The following is an 18,525-nucleotide window of genomic DNA, read 5'->3' on the forward strand; positions in this document are numbered from 1 at the left end:
CGAAGCTACCGTTGCCGTCCTCGTCGGTAAGTCTCCACCACTTGGAGCCGTCGGGCGTGAAACGACCACCACGGACGCTGGAGTTCCAGCGATAGGTGATCTTGTCGGTAAACGAGCTACGGCGCGGATAGCGTCCCGCCAGGCGATCCGAGCAGTCGTACCAGGAGCCATCGGGAATCTCCCAGACACCGTCCCAGCGAGCACGGCCGGCAAGGGTATCGCCCAATCCGCTGCCCATGAGGACCGAGTTGCCGGAAGCGATGATGGTGTTGATGGCCGTGCATCCGGCAATCATGTCCTTCATGCCCAGATATTCGCCATCGGAAACGGTGGCGAGCTGCATGTTCCAACCGGAGACATCGAGCGTGGTGAGAGCCGTGCAGCCCTTGAACATCGAAGTGAAGTCGGTGACGTGGCCCGTGTTCCAGCTCGTGAGGGCGCTATTGTCCTGGAGGGCAATGCAGTTTTGGAACATGCCGGTCATGAATCGCGCGTTCGAGGTATTCCAGGTACCAATGCGAGCCAGGTTGGAGAGGCTCTTGCAATCCTTGAACATGTAGGCGAAGTTCTCGACCTTTGCGGTGTTCCAGGCGGCAGTACCCTGCACCGTGGAGAGCCTAATGTCACCCTCGAAGAAGCCCTCGAGGCTCTTAGTATTGGAGGGGTCGAGACCCGTGCCGTCAAAAGAGGTAACAAGCCAGTAGGCTGGATTCTTGCAAACCATGAAATCATTGATGGTGAGCGTCGTGCTACCACCATCGCTTACCGTATCGATGTAGAGCACGAGATATACCGTACGGGCAGACGGGACGGTAAACTCAACGATCTTCTCCACAGGGGTGCTCGTCGCGCTGAGCCACGTGTAGGCGTTTGGAGAGACAAGATTTGCCGTATGGATAGCATGCGCGTGTGCAAGATCCAGATTGTTCGTAACTTCGAAGAAGGTGCCATATGAGGGCATCGTGTAGTTGAAATAGGTGTAGTAGGTGCCTGCATCTAAGCTCACCGGCACATACATGAAAGACCATCCGCTGATGCCATGGATAGTAATGGCGTTGCCGTTCACGCTAAAGCTGCTTGCAGAACCGCTCCAGCTTCCGAAACCGGGGACGGCAGCATTGCTGTGGTCGATTTTGGAACTAGCAAACCAATAGGAAGCATCCTCGGGGAGCTGCAGCTGACCATGGGACGTGATGTTCGTGACAAAACCAACGGTCTCGATATCGAGCCAAGGCAACTCATCGTAATGCTCGGTCACGGCGACCGCGCCGATGCCATCGGTACCCAGGTCGAGCGTACGCGTGGCTTTGATGTACTTCCACCAGGCTTGCTCGTTGCTCGGGAAACGACCGCCCAGGAAGCTGCCGTCCCAGGTATAGATGCGGTCGGCACCGCGCGTGTTGCCGCCAAACGGATACAGAGTGGTCAGGTGCGTGGAGCGGTCGAACCACAGGCCGTCGGCGCGTACCCAGGTGCCATCGTACTTGGTACGACCTGCAAGCGTGTCGTCGAGGCCGGCACCTTCGAGCACGCTCGTGTTGCTGAGCATGAGCTGGTTGATAGCGGTGCAGCCGGAGAGCAGGCCGGCAACCGTGGTGGCCTTGGTCATGTCCCATCCGGCAAGGTTGAGCGAGACGAGCGCCGTATCTCCGGCAAACACCCTGGAGAAGTCGGTGACGGAGCTCGTATCCCAGTATGCAACCGCATCGTTGTTCTTCAGGTTCGTGCAACCTGCGAACATGTTTGCAAACGTGGTCGCCGACGAGGTGTTCCACTCATCGACACCCGTAATGGTGGTGAGCGCCCGGTCATTCTGGAACATGCCCGAAAGGTCGGTCGCACCCGTCACGTTCATGTCCGTGCCATCGAAGCTCGTAAGGCCCGTATGGTTGGCAAACCAGTTGGCGGGGTTTTGCAGGATGGTAGAGCCGTTGGTATTGACGGACAAGACGTTTGCCAGGCCGGGAATGTCCTTCCAGGGGAGCTGGTCGGCAGTCTCGGTAATGGTCTTGTTTGAACCACCGTCAGAGCCGATGGTCAAAAGCTTGCTTGCCTTGACGTAGGTCCACCAGGTGTTCTGGTTGGCAAATCGGCCACCAAGCGTCGTGCCGTCCCAATTGTAGACAAGTGCATTGCCGAGGGTATTTCCGCTCGTGCCATAGCGGGCCTTCATATCCGTGCAATCGCCAAACCATGTGTAGTTGGGCAGGTACCAGCGGCCATCGGAATCTGTACGGGTACTAATGGCGTCAAGTCCGGCACCAGCCAACACGGACTTGGGACCAAGCGTCATCTTGGAAAGCGAGGTGGCACCGGCAAGCATGTTGGCGAGACTGGGAGCACCGCTCACGACATCCCATCCGGAGAAATCAACGGTTGTGAGATGGTTATCGTTTTGGAACATCGATGCCAGCGTCGTGGCAGAGGCAAAATCCCAGCCCTTGATTGCCGATGCGTCGACAAGACCCGTTCCCACAACCTGGCCCTTGTCGTTAAGGGCCTGGGCAAACATGTACGAGAAATCCTGCACGTTCGAGACATTCCAACGTGCGATGCCAGCCAAGGAGGCAAGCGAATCGCAATCGTAGAACATTCGCGAAAGCGTTGTTGCGTTTGCGAGGTTCCAGTTGGTGATGCCGACGAGGTCGGTCAGCGCCGTGCAACCCGCAAACATCTTGGAGAAGTCAGTGGCCAATCCGGGGTTCATCGAACCGCCCTCGAAGCGCTGGATGAAGTTGTAGCTCTCGAACCACGAGGCAGGATTGAGCGGTGCGGCATCGTTGCGGAACACGACGGCCTTCATGTTGTCATGGAACAGCTTGTACTGGTAGAGGCGCCAGGGAAGCTCGGTTGCCAGCTCGGGAATCGTAAGGTCCGTGGCACCGGCATCGATACCGATGGTGAGCGTGCCCGTGGGCTTGTCAAAGGTCCACCAGGCGCTCGGATTCTTGATGAAGTGGCCGCCGGGGCTGTCCTCCTGCCAATCGTAGGTGAGGGTACCGGCAAGCTGGCTTCCCAGGGTGTAGCGCTCGGCCAGGCGCTGGGTGCCGTCATACCACACGCCACCGCGCAGCTGCCAACGTCCGTCGTAGGCGTTGCGATCGGTGAGGGTGTCGTCAAAGCCCGTGTAGGTGGTCGTGCTGCCATTGGTCACGGCAAGAACGTTGTGCTCGCCAAAGACAACCGTCACGAGGTTCTTGCATCCCGTGAACATATTTGCAAGGTTGGTGGCAGCCTCCATGTTCCACGTGGAAATATTGAGGGTCTGCATATCCGCGCAATTCTGGAACATACCCGAGAAGTTCTGGACGGTGCTGACGTTCCAGGGCGTGAGCTCGACATCCGTGAGCTTGGTGTTGGCAAACATACCCGAGACGTTGATGGCGCTTGAAGTATCCCAAACGCGAATGTCATTCAGGGACGTAAGGCCAACGGCACCGTTGAACATGTTGGAGAAGTCAGTGACGTTGCTGACGTTCCAATTGCGCAGGAACGAAAGCTCGGTCAGCGAAGACGTGTTCCAGAAAGCGCCGGACATATCCGTGATATTGGTGGTGTTGAGCCAGTACTCGATGCCGGAAAGCGTCGTAAGCTTAACGTCGCCACGGAAGAGGTCCTTGATGGAATGCAGCGTATCGCCCCAGGCGTCAATACCGGCGACCGTCTCGAGCGACGTGCAACCCATGAACAAGCCCTCGATCGAATGATCAGTCGCCATGGACAGGTCAAGGCCGGCACCGTCAAAGTCGATGAGAGCCGTGTAGTCCTTGAACCACTTGGAGGGATTGATGAGCTTGATGCCACCGGTGATGACGATGCTCTTGATGTCCTTGCCAGTGAAGATCGAAGCCCACGGCAGCTCGTCCCACCTGTCCTCGATTTCGTAGTTATAGGTGCCGTCCTCCTCGGCCTCGATATCCGAAGTGCCGATGAGCAGCGTATGCGAGGTCTTGTCGTAGCGCCACCAAGCGTTCTCGATGCCAGCGCCGTACTGGAAGCGGCCGCCAGGCATGGTGTCCCACGTGTAGAGGTAGACAACCTGGTACTTGGGACCACCGGGCGGATAGATGGCGGCGAGGTTACTGGAGCTGTCGTACCAACGCCCGTCCTCGCGTAGCCACTTGCCATCGGCCACGCCATGATCGGCAAGGCTGTTGGTGATGCCCGTATTGGTGAGGACGGACTTGAGGCCAAGGCGCAACTTGGCGATGCTCTTGTTGTTGAGGAACATGCCCGTGATCGAAGGCGCGGTCATCATGTCCCAACCGGAGACATCGACGGCGAGCAGTGCCGTGTCACCATTGAACATGTTTTCAAGCGTTGCGTTTGCGACCACCCAGGTGGCGATGCCTTCGGCATTCACCAGGTCGAGGCAGGAGGCGAACATCGAGGAGAAGTCCGTAACCTTGGAGACGTTCCAGCAATCACGCTCCACGCCATCAATGGTGGCCGTATGCGGCTTGAGACGATCGAGGGAAACGATCTTGGTGTTGTAGAACATGCGAACCATGTTCGTGGCAGCAGAAGTGTCCCAATCCATGACCTGCGTGAGGTTGGCGAGCGCCTGGTTATGGGCAAAGGCGCCCGAGAAGTTTGTCACGGAGGATGTGTTCCAACCCGAGATGCCGCTGAGGGGCAATGCGGTATTGCCCTCGAAGATCGATGCGATGGACGTGATGGCCGAAACATCCCAGTTTTCGAGGCCGGTAAGCGTGGTGAGCTTGGCGCTCGCAGTCGTCTTGAAGAACATCTTCTCGAGACTCGTGGCCGTATGCGAAATCCTCAGCTCGCTCGCGTCGATATTGGCAAGCTCGAGGTAATCGGCAAACCAACTTGCGGGGTTTTGCAGGGTGAGGCCATCAGTCGTCGTGACCTGGGTGCATATGGCCCTGATGTCGAGGTTGGGCCAGGTGAGCCAGGGCTGCTGAGCTGCGGTCTCGGTAACGATCTTGTCCTTGTAGTTGTCGCGCGGGCCGTGCAGGTCGAGCACCTTGGTATCGCGATGGTATTCCCACCACGCCTTGAGGTTTGAGTTGAAGCGGCCGCCCACCTCGTTGAGCTTCCACTGATAGGTACCCGCCATCTCTGCAGGGCCAATACCCGGGCGCTCTCGATTGGATTTGTTGATCTCGTCCCAGCTGCCAATCCAATAGGGATCAGGCGCAGGGTTCTTCCAGATGCCAGTCATGGTGAGCACGACGGTGGCATTCCAACCGGAGCTCGTGTAGCTACCATCACTGTGGAAGCGCACGTACATATACTGCGCGGTGGTTGTATAGGTCCAGACGCTGTCCGTACCACCTGACCAGCGGCTTAGATAATACTTGCCGTTGGAATCCCATACGGAAACCCAGTCGTAACCACGCTCGGTGTGGATACCGTTATTGAAGGTCACGGAAATGGAGCTCGTCTTACCGTTGCCATAGGTCCAGGTGTGATCGTAGCTATTATAGTAGCCGGGGTTACCGAACTTTTGGTCACCCTCGCGCTGCTGACCGTTCGAAGCAAGCTGATAGGTCAGGGTGCGGGTAGGCTGATCGATGCCGTTGCCATCGTTGCAATAGGCATCGTAGCCAGGACCAAAGGTGACCTCATCCAGATACTCGTCACGATAGAACATCTGGACGACGGTATCCGTGGCGTCGATGGTCCAGTTGCCCATGTCAACCTTGAGCAGCTTGCGCATGCCGCGGAACATGTAGTTGAAGTTGGTTGCGGAGCTCGTGTCCCAACTGCCTGTACCGGTGACGTACTGCAGCTGGTTGACCCCATCGAACATGCATTCGAAGGTAGTGACCTTGGAAACGTCCCAGTTTGCCATGGACGGCAACGTAACGAGCACGCTGCAGTTCTGGAACATGCTCGACACGTTCGCGAGAACGGGAGTGTTCCACGTGGCGGTTCCAGCGATGGTGGTGAGTGCCGTGTTGTTTCGGAATGTCGAGGCGAAGCTCGTGACATCTTTGGTATCGAGTCCAGCACCGTCAAAGTTGGTGAGGCCCGTATGGCCATCAAACCAGCCGCCGAGAGACTTGGGGGCGAGGCCACCCGTGGTGTGAACCGTCAAGATTGAGGTGGTGTAGTTGGCAACGATGGGAGTGCCATCTGCTGCGGGTTGCCTCCAGGGCAAGTTTGCTGCAGTCGAGTCCGCGATGTTGATGGACTTGTCTGCATCCGCGCCGCCGTCTGCTCCCATGTGCAATGCCTTCGTGGCCTTGACGTAGTACCACCAGGCGTTTTGGTTGCTCGGGAAACGGCCGCCCAGGCGCGTATCATCCCATATATACGTGATCGTGCCAGTAGGTGGTGCGCGGCCTTGATCGCTTCCAGAATAGCGATCGGAGAGTCGCGTGGTGCAATCGAACCAGATTTCGTCACCTTCGTCGTTGGTATAGACCCACATGCCGTCATTTGCGTCGAGGCCGGGCAGACTGTTGGTAAAGCCAGCATCACCCAAGCGCACGCCCTCGCCCAGGATGAGTTTGCGCAGGCCCTTGCAGTTTTGCAGCAGGTTGGCATGGGTGCCGTTTTCCATCACCCAGCTATGGATGTCAAGCTCGGTAATCTTGCCAAGACCGGCAAAGGCGTTATCAAAGCTGGTCACGTTGGTGGTGTTCCACTCCCCCATGCCGGTGACGCTCGTCATGTTGATGGCACCGTTATAGAGGTTGCGCAGCGAGATGAGCTTCTCGGTCGTGGCAGAGTCGGTGGGCCACGTGACGTTCACGAGCGCGGTGCAGCCATCGAAGGTGCTCTCCATGGACGTGACCAGCGAAAGGTCCAGGCCACGGCCATCAAACTTAGTGAGCTGCGTGTAGCCCTTGAACCAGCTCTCGAGCGTATGCGGTGCGATGGTGCCGAGCTCCGGCGAAGAGACAAAGGAGGTCACGCGCGTGTCGGGGTCGTTGTTCGGATCGGTGATGAGCGAGCGCCAGGGCATGGTCACGGAACCATCGGCAGCCTCGTATTCGGTAACCTCGACGGAAAGCGTGGGGTCATCAACGCCAACGGAAAGCTGTCCCTTGTTGTACTCCCACCAGACGTTCGTGTTCTCGAAACGGCCGCGCATATAGCCTTCGAGGAACTTGTAGGTGACGGTGTAGTAGTTGTTGTGGGTCTCGGGATAACGGGCTGCAAGGTCTCCCGTGTTACCGATGAGCGAATCGGCGAGGTTCTCGTACTCGTGCTCCTCGTCAACGAGCTCGGCCCAGGTACCATTCTTGGGAAGGTGGTCGGCGAGCGTGTTGTCGAAGCCCGAGTCCTTGGCCGGGCCGTTGAGCACGACACCGTTGGAAACCTTGAGGTAGATAAGGTCCTGAAGGTTCTTGAACATGTTGGTGAAGACTGCATCGGACGGCATGTACCAGTGCGAATCGTCAACCGCCAGATGCAGGCGAGAGAGCCTGATGTCGTTTGCGAACATGCCCTCGAAGGTGCGTGCCGCATTGACCGTCCATCCGGCAATTGCCGTAAGGGTGGTGAGGGAGCGCAGCTCGGAGAAGGAATAGGCGAAGTCCGTAACCCTGCTCACACCCCAGTCGGTGATGTTGTTAATGGTCGTGAGGTTAACGTCGTTATAGAAGAGCCTGTGCAAGCTCGTGCAATAGGCGGGGTTGAGGCCCGTGCCGTCAAAGGTCTTGAGGTTTGAGAGCCCCGCAAACCATCCGGTCATGTTGAGCGGAGCGATGCTGTTTTGGGTGGCAACGGAGGTGATCTTGGTCTTGCCGTTGATGGGCGCAAGCCACGGCAAGGTCAAATCGCTCGTTGGGGCCAGGGTGCCATCCGCCAGCATGTACTGCATCGTGCCGTCATATTCGGAAACGGTCTTATCGGGGGCGTTTTGCTCGACGCCAATGGTAAGCACGCCGTTGACGAAGGTCCACCAGGCGTAGAGGTTGCTCGGGAAGCGCCCGCGCACACCAGAGGCCCACGTATAGGTGTGGGTGGTGGAGATGATCTGCATCAAAGTCTTGGTCACGCCCGACTCAGCACCAAAGTTGAAGGTCGCGCTCTTATCGGCACCATAGCGGGCGATGAGCTGCTGGGTGCAATCAAACCAGGGGGTATCGGCGCTGTTGGAATCCATGGTCCAGTGGCCGGCGGTGGTCACGCGGGAGGAAAGCGGAGTGACTCCATCGGCTCCATTGCCAAAGCCCGTCCCCTCAAGCACGGCAACCCTGTCGAGGGTAATCGAGCTGATAGCGGGCAGATTGGCGAGCATGAGGTCGTGAGGCGTGGAGGCAGTCCAGTTCCAGCCGGTGAGGTTGAGCGTGGCAAGGGCCGTGTCTCCGGCAAAGGTGCTGGAAAGCGTGCCGGTGGGAGACATGAGGACCTGCGAGATGTCCATACCAGAGGCATTGATATTGGTGACATCGGTATAACCGGCAAACCAGAACGCGAGGTTCATGGGCGCGAGCCTGCCGTTGATGATGATGGAGGTGACGTAGCGGCCGGTCCACGTGTTATTGCCGCCAGTGGTATGAGCGCGAATGATGCCCGCCTTGTGCCAGGGCAGCTCGCGCGAGGTTGCCGAGGTCTCGAACTCCGTCACGATCTTGTTGCTGCCGCTATCGGTGCCAAGCGTGAGGGTATGGCTGTTTGCATCGTAACTCCACCAGGCATTGTCGTTGCTGGGGAAGCGGCCACGCAGGGCACTCGACCAGGTATAGGTGATGTCATCGGTTATTCCGTTGCCGACGCCATCCTTAGCTGCGGGATAGCGGCGGGCGACGTCACCCGTGGAGCCAAACCAGGGGGAACCAGCGGAAGTGTAGGCCCAGGAGCCGTTGGTCGGGAGGTGGGCAGCGAGCGTATCGTCAAAGCCAGTACCCTCGAAGATAATCTGCGGACCAACCGTAATCGACGTAAGCGCGTTGAGGCCAACGAGCATTTCGGCACGCGTGGCCGTGTCCTTCATGTTCCAACCAGAGATATCAAGCGAGGTAAGGGCGCTGTTGTTCTTGAACGCGGTATCGTACTTAGTAATGCTGGCGGTGTCCCACTCATCGATGCCTGTGATGGTCCTGAGTTTGGCGTCGCCTTCGAAGAGTCCTTCGATGCTTATAGTATTAGTGGTGATGAAGCCAACGCCGTTGAAATCCACGAGATTGGGGTAGTTGGCAAACCAGAAATTAAGGTTGGCCGGCGCGACCCTCTTGTCGGTGCTGGTCACGACGCGCGTAACCACGTCCTTGGAGCCGATGGCCGCAAGCCAGGGCAGCACCTTGGAGGCAGCACCGGTCTCGGTCTCGGTGACGACAAGGTTGCCGGCCTGATTGTCCGACCCGATGGTGAGCACGCCATCCGCAAAAGTCCACCACGTATTGTCGTTGTCGAAACGACCTGCCATGACGCCCGCTTTCCAGATGTAGCCCATCTTTCCAGCGGCAGCGCCCTCGGCGTTCTTTCCGGCGGGATAGCGCTTTGCGAAGTTCGAAGTCGAGCCGAACCAGGTCGAGCTGCTGGCACCGTTAGGAGTTCCCTCCCAGGATCCCTGGGTAACCTTGAGACCCTGCAGGTCGCTGTTAAAGCTCGTCCCCTCGAGGATGACTCCTGCACCCACCGTAAAGACACCTTGTCCAAAAGCAGCGATGGTGCCGAGTTTGCCGCAAGAAGCGAACATGTCGGTTCTGGTGGAGGCCGCATCCATGGACCAGCCGGAGATATCAAGCGTCACCAGATTGGCGCACCCGGCAAACATGTTGGCGAAATCGGTGACTCCCGTGACGTTCCAGGAGGCGCCGTCGACAAACATGAGCAGGGAGCTTGCGTTCTTGAACATTCCATTAGTATTAGTGAGCGCCGCGGTATTCCATCCGGAAACACCGGAAAGCTGCGTGAGACTGGCAGCGCCTTCGAACATGGAGACGAAGCTCTCGATATGAGAGACATCCCAGTTCTCGAGACCCGTTACGGTGCTGAGGCGCTCGGTGCTGTAGAAGAGCTGGTACAGCGAGGTGTTGCCAGCGAGGTCAAGACCGGCACCATCGAAGCTCGTCAGACGATGGTAGTTCTTGAACCAGGCCGCAAAGTCGATCGGGTTGAAGTTCTTGCCGGGGTTGCCATCAGCCTCAACGGTGACCATGTTGATGAGAACGGCGTAATTCTCGCCAATGGCCTTGAGCCAGGGAACGCTTGCCGCGTTCTCGGTCACGCTGCGGTTGATGACCGCCGGGTTGGGATTGGGGCCCGTCCCCTTGTACTCGTCGGTACCCAAGGTGAGTGCTCCAGCAGTGCGGTCGAACTTCCACCAGGCATTGTCGTTGCTGTCGAAGCGGCCGCGCAGGTTGTTGCTCGACCAGGTGTAGGTCATTGCACCGGGAACGATGGAGTTACCAGCGTAGCGGTTCTTGAGGTTCTCCGTCGTGCCAAACCAGATACCATCGGAGCAATCCCAGCTGCCAGCGGAGGCGATACGGGTCTTCATGAGCTCGGCATCGTCAAGACCGGTGCCCTCGAGAATCACAGTCTGGCAGATCTTGAAGGTCGCGATGGCTTCGAGATAGGCAAACATATTAGTGCGAACTGCGTTCTGCGGCATGTTCCACCCGGAGATGTCGAGAGTTACGACGAAGTTGTCACCCTCGAACATGCCCTCGAAGGTCTGGGCAGCCGTGACGTTCCAACGAGCCAGGGCGTCGATGGTGACGAGGTCCTTCGTGTTGCGGAACATGTGCGCGAAGTTCGTAACGTGAGAGGTGTCCCAGTCACCAATGGTGGGCTGCACGGTCATGAGGTTGCAGCCATCGAAAAGGCCCTCAAGCGAGGTGATGGTACTGGTGTTCCATGCAGCAACACCCGAAAGCGAGTTGAGTGCGTTGCAGTCCTTGAAGAGGTTGGCGAGCGAATGGGTCTCGGAGAGGTCGACGCCGGCGCCGTTGAAGCTAACCAACGATGCGTATCCGGCAAACCATCCATCGGTTACGGTGCCGTTGCCACCAAGGTTCTGGGGCTTGACCCGAGTGGGATTGCTCGCATCTCCCGTTGCGCGGAAGACAACATAGTTGACCTGATCCTTGCGGATGACACCATTCCAAGGAAGGTTGGATGCATCCTGCGTCACTATAGTATTAGTGGCCCCTGGGTCCGCACCAATCGTAATGGTACCGTTCGTATAAATCCAGTAGACATTGTCGTTTCCGTCGAAACGACCGGAGCGCATGGACGGATCCCAAATATATGTGAAGGAACCTGTAGCATCTCCCTCAATCGAAGAGGAGACGGGATAGCGCGCAGCGAGGTTTTCACTGGAACCAAACCAGGCACTGTCTTCAGTGGCCCAAGAACCATTTGCCGTTCCGTGCTCGATGAGGGTTTCTATACCGGAACCTGTAAGAATCACGTCGCCACTCAAGAGGAGACGGCGGAGCGACGAATTACCGGAGAACATGTTGTCGCGAGGAGCAGTCGGCTGCATGACCCAACCCGTGAGGTTCATGCTCGTGACTCCAGCATCCATAAAGAGGAACGCGAAGCTCGTCGCAAACTCGACGTTCATTCCCGTGCCATCGAAATTGGTCATCGAGACGTAGCTCTTGAACCAGTTCTCGAAATTCACGGGAGCGATTCCATTGCGCGCAACAACGGAACGAACGGCAAACGATCCGGTGGGGACCGCTCCCGTGGTGAGCCAGGGAACATTTGTCGCCGACTCGGTCACCTTCTTGTCGGCGGCTCCGATTGCGTTGCCGCGCGAGTCAACAGAGTCGACACCAATGGTAAGAATGCCATCGGAAGTTCCGCTGAACATCCACCAAGCGTTGTCATTCTCGAAGCGACCACCAATCTGATTCGGATGCCACGTATATATTAGTGCGCCCGAAGCACTCGAGGGGCGTTGGGCAGCTGTCTTGGTGGCGGAATAACGAGTGGCAAGATTACCCGTCGTGCCAAACCAGACGCCATCCGAGCAATCCCAGGTTCCGGCCTTTGGCTCGCGCTTCGAGAACGAATCGGTAAGTCCGGTACCTGTGAGAATTACGGTCTCCGTTACGGTGAGGGTGGTAAGCGTCGTGCAGTTCGTGAACATGTTGTCACGAGGAGCGCTTGCGACCGCATCCATGTTCCAGCCGGAGATGTCGATTGAGGAGAGGAAGGTGTCGCCACGGAAAAGCGAATCGAACGAAGTGCAGTGGGAGACGTCGATTCCCGTGCCGTCGAAACTGATGAGATTTGCGTAGTTTGCAAACCAGGATGCGAGAGTGGTCGGCGCGATGTTTCCGAGAGTCGTGATTGCCTTGATGGCAGCAGCCCCAACCGAAGGGAGCCAGGGAAGCTGCTCGGCCGCTTCGTCAACGGACTTGTCAACGGCACCTGTTGCATCGATGGTCAACGTGCTCGAGGTCTTGTCGAAGGACCACAGCACATTCGCGTTGGATGCAAAGCCAGACTCATAATAGAAATTGTAAGCATGAATTCCGGAAGGCGCGCCGGATCCGGAGTAGCGACTCACGAGATTGGCAGTCGTTCCGGACCATGCATCCGACTTCCACGTACCGGCATTGTCGCCACGGCTTGCCGTGTTACCCAAACCGGTACCATTAAGATTCACGTTCGGATTGAGGGTTATCTTCTCAATCGCTCCCATGTTCGAAAGCATGTTGGTTTTGGTAGCTGACCCGACAGTCCAATTCGTAAAATCGAGTTCCTTCAGATTTGAGCAACCTACAAACATATTCATGAAGGTTGTTGCCTTGGAAGTGTTCCACGATCCAATACCCTGAACAGTTTCAAGATTTGTGCAACCATTAAACATATTTGCGAAGGTAGTCACATTTGACGTATTCAATGAATCCGCTTGGAATGAGACAAGTGATGTGTATCCGCTAAACCAATTGGATAGGTTTCTGGGCGCAATGGGGCCCGTGATTATGACCTGGAATATGTCGGTCGTTGTAAACGAGCTCTTCCAGGGAAGCGAAGACCCGTACTCGGTGACGGTCATATCGCCGTTATCGAGCACGGGGTGGATGTTGAGCGTCATGGTTCGCGTGTCAACGGTCCACGAAATATTCGAGTTGCTGGCAAAGAATCCGCTGTTGTCTGCCTGGGGGCTAATAGACGAACTCGCCGCCAGAAGCGGTGAGTCCAAAGCATCCTGCATGATCTGATCAACGCCGTCTAGGCCCGATGATGATTCGTCCGGCTTGAACAAATCGCGTACTGGGCCGTAGACCTCCCCTGACGTTTCCGTCGGCGCCGCATTTTCTGCTGGTGCCGTTTGTTCAGGGGCAGATTCCGTGCGAGCACTCTCAGCGGGAAGGGCGACTGCCTCGGCGGCTGCCTTGGGGGCAGCTGCAGGAGTAGTCACCGCCGCGGATCCGGCCGAAGCCGGCATGGGGATTGCGGCTGCCGCGGATCGCGGAGCAGCCACGGGTTCGGCAGCGCTGGAAGAAGCCGCCGCGGGCTGCGGTGCCGCAGCCGGAGCCATGACGACGACGGAGCCATTGGAGCCGGCACCCGCCGAAGCGATGTTCTCGGAGTTGTAGGAATTCTCGTCAGCGAGAGCAGGAGTGGCGAACGACGTAAGTACTAATATCGCGCCCGCGAAAAAAACGAGGCAAAGCGTGACGAGGGCGCGAAGAGCCCTTCGCTGCATGTCGCTGCGAGGCAGGTCCATGTATGTCCGCTTTGTGCTCAATACAACTCCTGAACGGGGGTTATGAAAAACACATCGAGGTGGAACGGAAGGGAAACAAGGGGTAGAACGGCTAAGGACGTTTGAGAAGGATGATTTGGATTGAAAAAACGCGGTAGACGTGGTGTTTTGGGATTCGAACTGTACTTCCCTCAAGTAAAAAACGCCTGCGTAACCAGCCGTTTTGCCCAGTATCGTTTGCGAACGGTAGGTTATTTCGGGCGGATGACAGTGATTTTGACCACCGTGTCCATTCTTTCTCGACACGTCTCCACAATTTCTTGAGAAATGAGTCTGCTAGATGTCGAAGTCCATTATTTCCCGAAATGATATCTGAGCATTCGTTCGATGTGTCGTTTCGAGACGAATTTTCGACTCGGAGTCATTTTCGTGAAATTATTCCGTATTACACATAAAGTTTTATCTTTAAAACTGATGAAGATTCTAATGGCTGATCCCTGTGGAAAACTCCGCGTTTCGATGTGAGATTTTTATCTATATTTTTGATAAATCTTTATCATAGTTTAAGATAACTCAACGGGCACGTTCTGCATGCGGTTTTCTCCAGATTCTTTATCTGTTCTCAGTATAATTTTATAGGCTTCGATTTCTCGGACTGATATACACAAAATGTCTCTGATTTCATACATTTTTGAGACGCTTCTTGAGCAGTTTCTCGACTCTCCCCTCCCCTGCGCTCTTTCTGCACTCGCCCCCTCTTAATCGCTCCGCGCGATAATTCCGCGCCACCTTCCGCGCCTAGGCGCGGAACCCTCGATTTAGATTTCTCGACTCCGGCGCTTCGCGCCTCCGCTCGAAATGACAGAGGGGACGCATCCCCTCGCTCGAAATGACCATCAGGGGTCTGTCCCCTTATCACCAAGGGTCCGTCCCCTTATAACCACAAAACATCACTGAACAGGTCATATGCATATTTGTTCATATAACATTTGCTCATTTGTGATATATGAATGGTTGGGTTTTCCTGTGCAAGGAGGGCTTTTCCGAAGACCGTGGCATCCGCCCCCAGACCCTTGTTTACGAGGCGCATCTTCAGGGCAATGCGCCTGTGCCCTAACGCCTCCCCGCACCCTCTCATTCGCTGTCGAGCACGTTGCAAATCGAGGCGCGGACACTGCGCGGAGGCCCTCATCTGCCGTCTCGATTTTTGGGGTTCCGCGCTTTGTTCCGCGCCCCCAAAACAAGTCTTCCGCGCTTTGCCTTGCACCCTGATTCTGAGGACTCCGGACTGACTCCGATCTTTGTCTGGTCACTCCTCTGGATTTGAGGATGTTAGCTCCAATTTGAGACCTGAATCAGTCTGTTTTTGATCCAAAATCGCTCTTGTTTCGCTCGTCAAAGTCTTGCTTTTACTGGTACCTGTTTTTACGTCAAACAAAGATCGATTTTAAATGCGAAAAGAGGGTTTTCCACAACGCCTTTCAGACCCCGATTTCTCCCCAAATAGAACCCCATTTCTCTTGTTTTTCGCCCTTCTTTTTCCTTCTGAAAGGGCTCCCAAAATATGCTCGGATCCGTTCATATGAAGCCAAAACCATCTCTCGTAGGCCATGCAGCGGTATCATGTGAGCTACACAAACCCGCACTTTCCGGGACATGTGCATGGCATATTTCGACAAAACCGCAGGTGAAAAGCCTATGACACAAATCAGCGAGGCAGAGCGCATTGTCAGGCTCATGCTCTTAATACGCGAAAACGGTCCGATAGACCTTGCTGGCATACGGCGCGCCCTTCCCTACGAATACGGCAAAGCAGCCGGTAGCGAGGATTCCACACGTCGTCGCTTCGAGCGTGACAAGAAGACGTTGCAAGACAGCGGCGTCTTCCTTACCGTTGACGACCGGCAGCGATACGTGCTTGATGCCGCTAGAACGCTTGCCGCACCCCTCGTCCTCACAAAACCGCAGGTCAGCCTTATGCGTTTACTTTGCGGAGCCTTGCTGGACGACGAGGACTACCCATTCAAGGAGGAGCTTCGTATGGTGCTCGTCAAGCTTGGTGACGAGCTTGAAATCCCCGACATGCTTCCCCAACTCGCCGACGGGAGCGGAAGCACTCTACCACGCAGTCCACAGGGATTTGCCAAGGTCAAGAAGGCCATCACGACGCGCAAGCGCCTCAGTTTCGCATACACGAACACTGCGGGGACACAATCGCAGCGCACGGTCGAACCCCTGGGGTGCTTCTTTCTAAAAGGTTCCTGCTACGTTGCCGCATATGACCCCAGCATTGACTCTGACCGGCTGTTTCGCCTCGATCGCATGAGCAAGTTGCGCGTCAACGGCACTAATCCCAAGTCCCCTGACTTCGAGGAACGCTCCTTTGACGCCACCGACTTCTATGGCCTGCCCTTCCAGTTCGGGGACGATCAATTTATGGCTCGCATTCGCGTCGAGGAGCCTGCGCTGCAGACGTTTTCCCAGCTCACAATGGGTATTGGCACGCTCGAGCAGAACAGTGACGATCATGCCATGTGGACAGTGAGCTGCCGCAATGCGCATGCCTTGGCCCAATGGTGCATCGAGAATGGCCCCGGTTTGCATATCGAGGAGCCGGAATCCGCACGTCAAGCGTACATCGACGGCCTCAGAGCCTACCTAAGCGCCGCCCGCAAGGAGGTGCACCATGAAGGATAAACAGTTGCTCCTTGCGATCATGGCCCAGCTCGAACGCGAGAAAATCGTGTCGATTCCCCAGCTTGCGCTGCTTCTCGGCGTTGACGAGCAGCGCATTTACGATGCGCTCGAGACCCTCGTCTTCGCCTATGACGCAGCGTCAATACGCCTTGACCTGCACGATTCGTACGCAACGCTACAGACCTACGGCACCGATCGCCTCCTGCGATTGACCGCGCCCGAGGCCGACGCCCTCGTCGATGCGCTCACGGCTGCGGGGTTTTCGCCCGATGATGAGCTTGTGACCGCGCTCCTGCGCACCAAAACCGTGCTGGGAGGCCCTGAGAGCGCTTCTAAGCCCCGTTTGAGGGTCGTGACGGAGTCCGCATACCCGGATGTTGCTCAAACGCTTGCAGCGGCCTGTGAGGACCTCGAACGCCACATCCTTGAGATTAGCTACCGCGGCACGGATGATGAAACGCCGCTGACCAGGCGCGTTGAGCCCCTGCGCATCTTCTCGGAGGACAGCCATCGCTACTTGCAGGCATATTGCCGCACGTCAGAAGGCTGGCGCTCGTTCAGAATTGACCGCATCTCGCATGCGCAAGCACTCGACGAGTGCTTTTCTCCCCGCTCAGACGCTCCTCACCCCTCCATCGCCCTCGATGCGAACTCACGCGCGCAGCTGCTGCTCAGCGCAGATTGCCCGCTACCCGCTTGGCGCAACATCAAGGTCACGGGCACGAACGCCGACGGTTCGCGCACGGTAAGGATTCCCTGGACAGGCAGCTCATGGCTACCCAAACACGTCGTCGCGCTCATGGGCAAGGCACTCGTGCTCGAACCGCAGGCGCTTGTTGACGTCTGCAAGGAGTATGCGGAAAACCTCCTTCAAGCGGGAAGTATGCACGATCTTTCAGATGAATGAACGCCTATTTGATGGGCACGCCGGCGCCGAAGAGCAGTTCGCGCTCCTCGCCCGGCAGGCAGGCACGCGCATCATCGCGCACACCGTTTACGCCGATGAAGAACTGCCTCATCATCGCAACCATCATGTAGCGGCCCTTTGAGGTCAGTGTGATCTGCTCATCGTCATCGATGTCGATGGCACCGCTCGCCTTGAAGAACGCATATTCCGCAGGTAAACCAGCTGCGACACTGCAACCAAAGTCCCGCTCCCACGCCTTCTTGTCGAGACGCAGGCCGAAGAGCTGCATCATGAAGCGGTAGCGCATGTGGTCGCGCTTGCTGAAGGTCGTCATGCGCGAAACAGACAGTCTGCCGGCCTCGATACGCTCGTCGTACTCCCTGATACTGAACGTGTTCACGAACAGTTTGCTGTCGAGGAAGCTCATGCCGCCACTGCCAAGAGCGGGGTATTCCTCGTAATCGATGATGTACTCGTCAATCATGGAGCTTGCGGCATCGTTGAAGGTCCAGGCATCGCCAAAGGTGAAAGCGGGATTATCGCCCCCGGTCAGAGCTTCGCAAATGATATCGTAAAACGCTTTTTCACGGGCGTAGTCCACTTTGCCCACGGTCGCTGCCAGCGACTTTTCGACGGCCGGAGAGGCCATCAGAGGGTAGAACGTAGCCTGGTTTGTATGCGATTCGAGGATGGCTGCGACATCATTTATGAGCATTTCCTCGTTCTGGGCCGGAAAGTTGAAGATCATATCGACATTCAGCGATTTGAACACATTTGCATCTGCAACATCGATGATTCTGTTGAGGATTTGCTCCGCACTTCCGTACTTGTCATACCTGTCCATTTGTTTAAGTAAGCCATCGTCGAAACTTTGGACGCCCACGGACAGCCTCTGCACAACCCCATCGAGCTTTTCAATGTACTCGGGAAGCAAATGATTGGGATTCGTCTCGCTCGACACGTCGGTAATCGAGAACATCTCGCGCGCCTTGTTGATCGTCGCGACCAACTCGTCGATGAGAATCGTCGGCGTGCCACCCCCGACGTACAGCGAGTCGAAGTCATAGCCGAGGCGGGCGACCATGTCCATCTCGGTGCGCAGGTTCGCGAAGTACTTCCGCGCCTTCTCCTCTTCGAACGGGAACCTGTTAAAAGAGCAGTAGGGGCACAGGCGCTCGCAGAATGGGATGTGCATGTAGAGCATGTAGCGCTTGCCCGGCTTAGGTGCCGGCAGGATCTGGTGCGCCGCATCGAGCGGTTTAAGGTTCAGGTAATGGCCGTTCATTGTGCGCACGGCCTGTGAGAGCACGCGTTCGGTAAGCAC

5 protein-coding genes (1 of these 5 only partly in view) are annotated in these 18,525 nt (G+C 56.6%); 2 read left to right on the forward strand and 3 right to left on the reverse strand.

The window, feature by feature from the left end:
* Together DBY20_07610 and DBY20_07615 are read right to left on the reverse strand one after the other, a co-directional pair.
* Positions 1-13,618: the beginning of a hypothetical protein gene (locus DBY20_07610; GenBank protein PWL78182.1), read on the reverse strand. The gene continues 31,364 nt to the left of window position 1, outside the view; only the first 13,618 of its 44,982 coding nucleotides appear in the window; its start codon is at positions 13,616-13,618; the stop codon falls past the left edge of the window.
* Between the two features lie 913 nt (positions 13,619-14,531).
* Positions 14,532-14,789 carry a hypothetical protein gene (locus DBY20_07615; protein PWL78183.1) on the reverse strand — a complete coding sequence of 86 codons (258 nt, stop codon included), beginning with the start codon at positions 14,787-14,789 and terminating at the stop codon, positions 14,532-14,534.
* Between the two features lie 464 nt (positions 14,790-15,253).
* Here DBY20_07615 and DBY20_07620 point away from each other — a divergent pair, with 464 nt between their 5' ends.
* Both DBY20_07620 and DBY20_07625 read left to right on the forward strand, forming a co-directional pair.
* Entirely contained in the window at positions 15,254-16,294 is a 1,041-nt protein-coding gene (locus DBY20_07620; protein PWL78184.1) for a hypothetical protein, read from the forward strand.
* Positions 16,284-17,201, forward strand: a complete 918-nt coding sequence (locus DBY20_07625; GenBank protein PWL78185.1) for a hypothetical protein — start codon at positions 16,284-16,286, stop codon at positions 17,199-17,201. The genes DBY20_07620 and DBY20_07625 overlap by 11 nt, the downstream gene beginning before the upstream one ends.
* Positions 17,202-17,205: 4 nt before the next feature.
* On the opposite strand, the gene DBY20_07630 is transcribed toward DBY20_07625, so the two are convergent.
* Complete coding sequence (locus DBY20_07630) at positions 17,206-18,525, reverse strand: coproporphyrinogen III oxidase family protein (GenBank protein PWL78186.1); 1,320 nt, start codon at positions 18,523-18,525, stop codon at positions 17,206-17,208.

Source organism: Coriobacteriia bacterium (assembly GCA_003149935.1).
Classification (GTDB): Bacteria; Actinomycetota; Coriobacteriia; order Coriobacteriales; family QAMH01; genus QAMH01.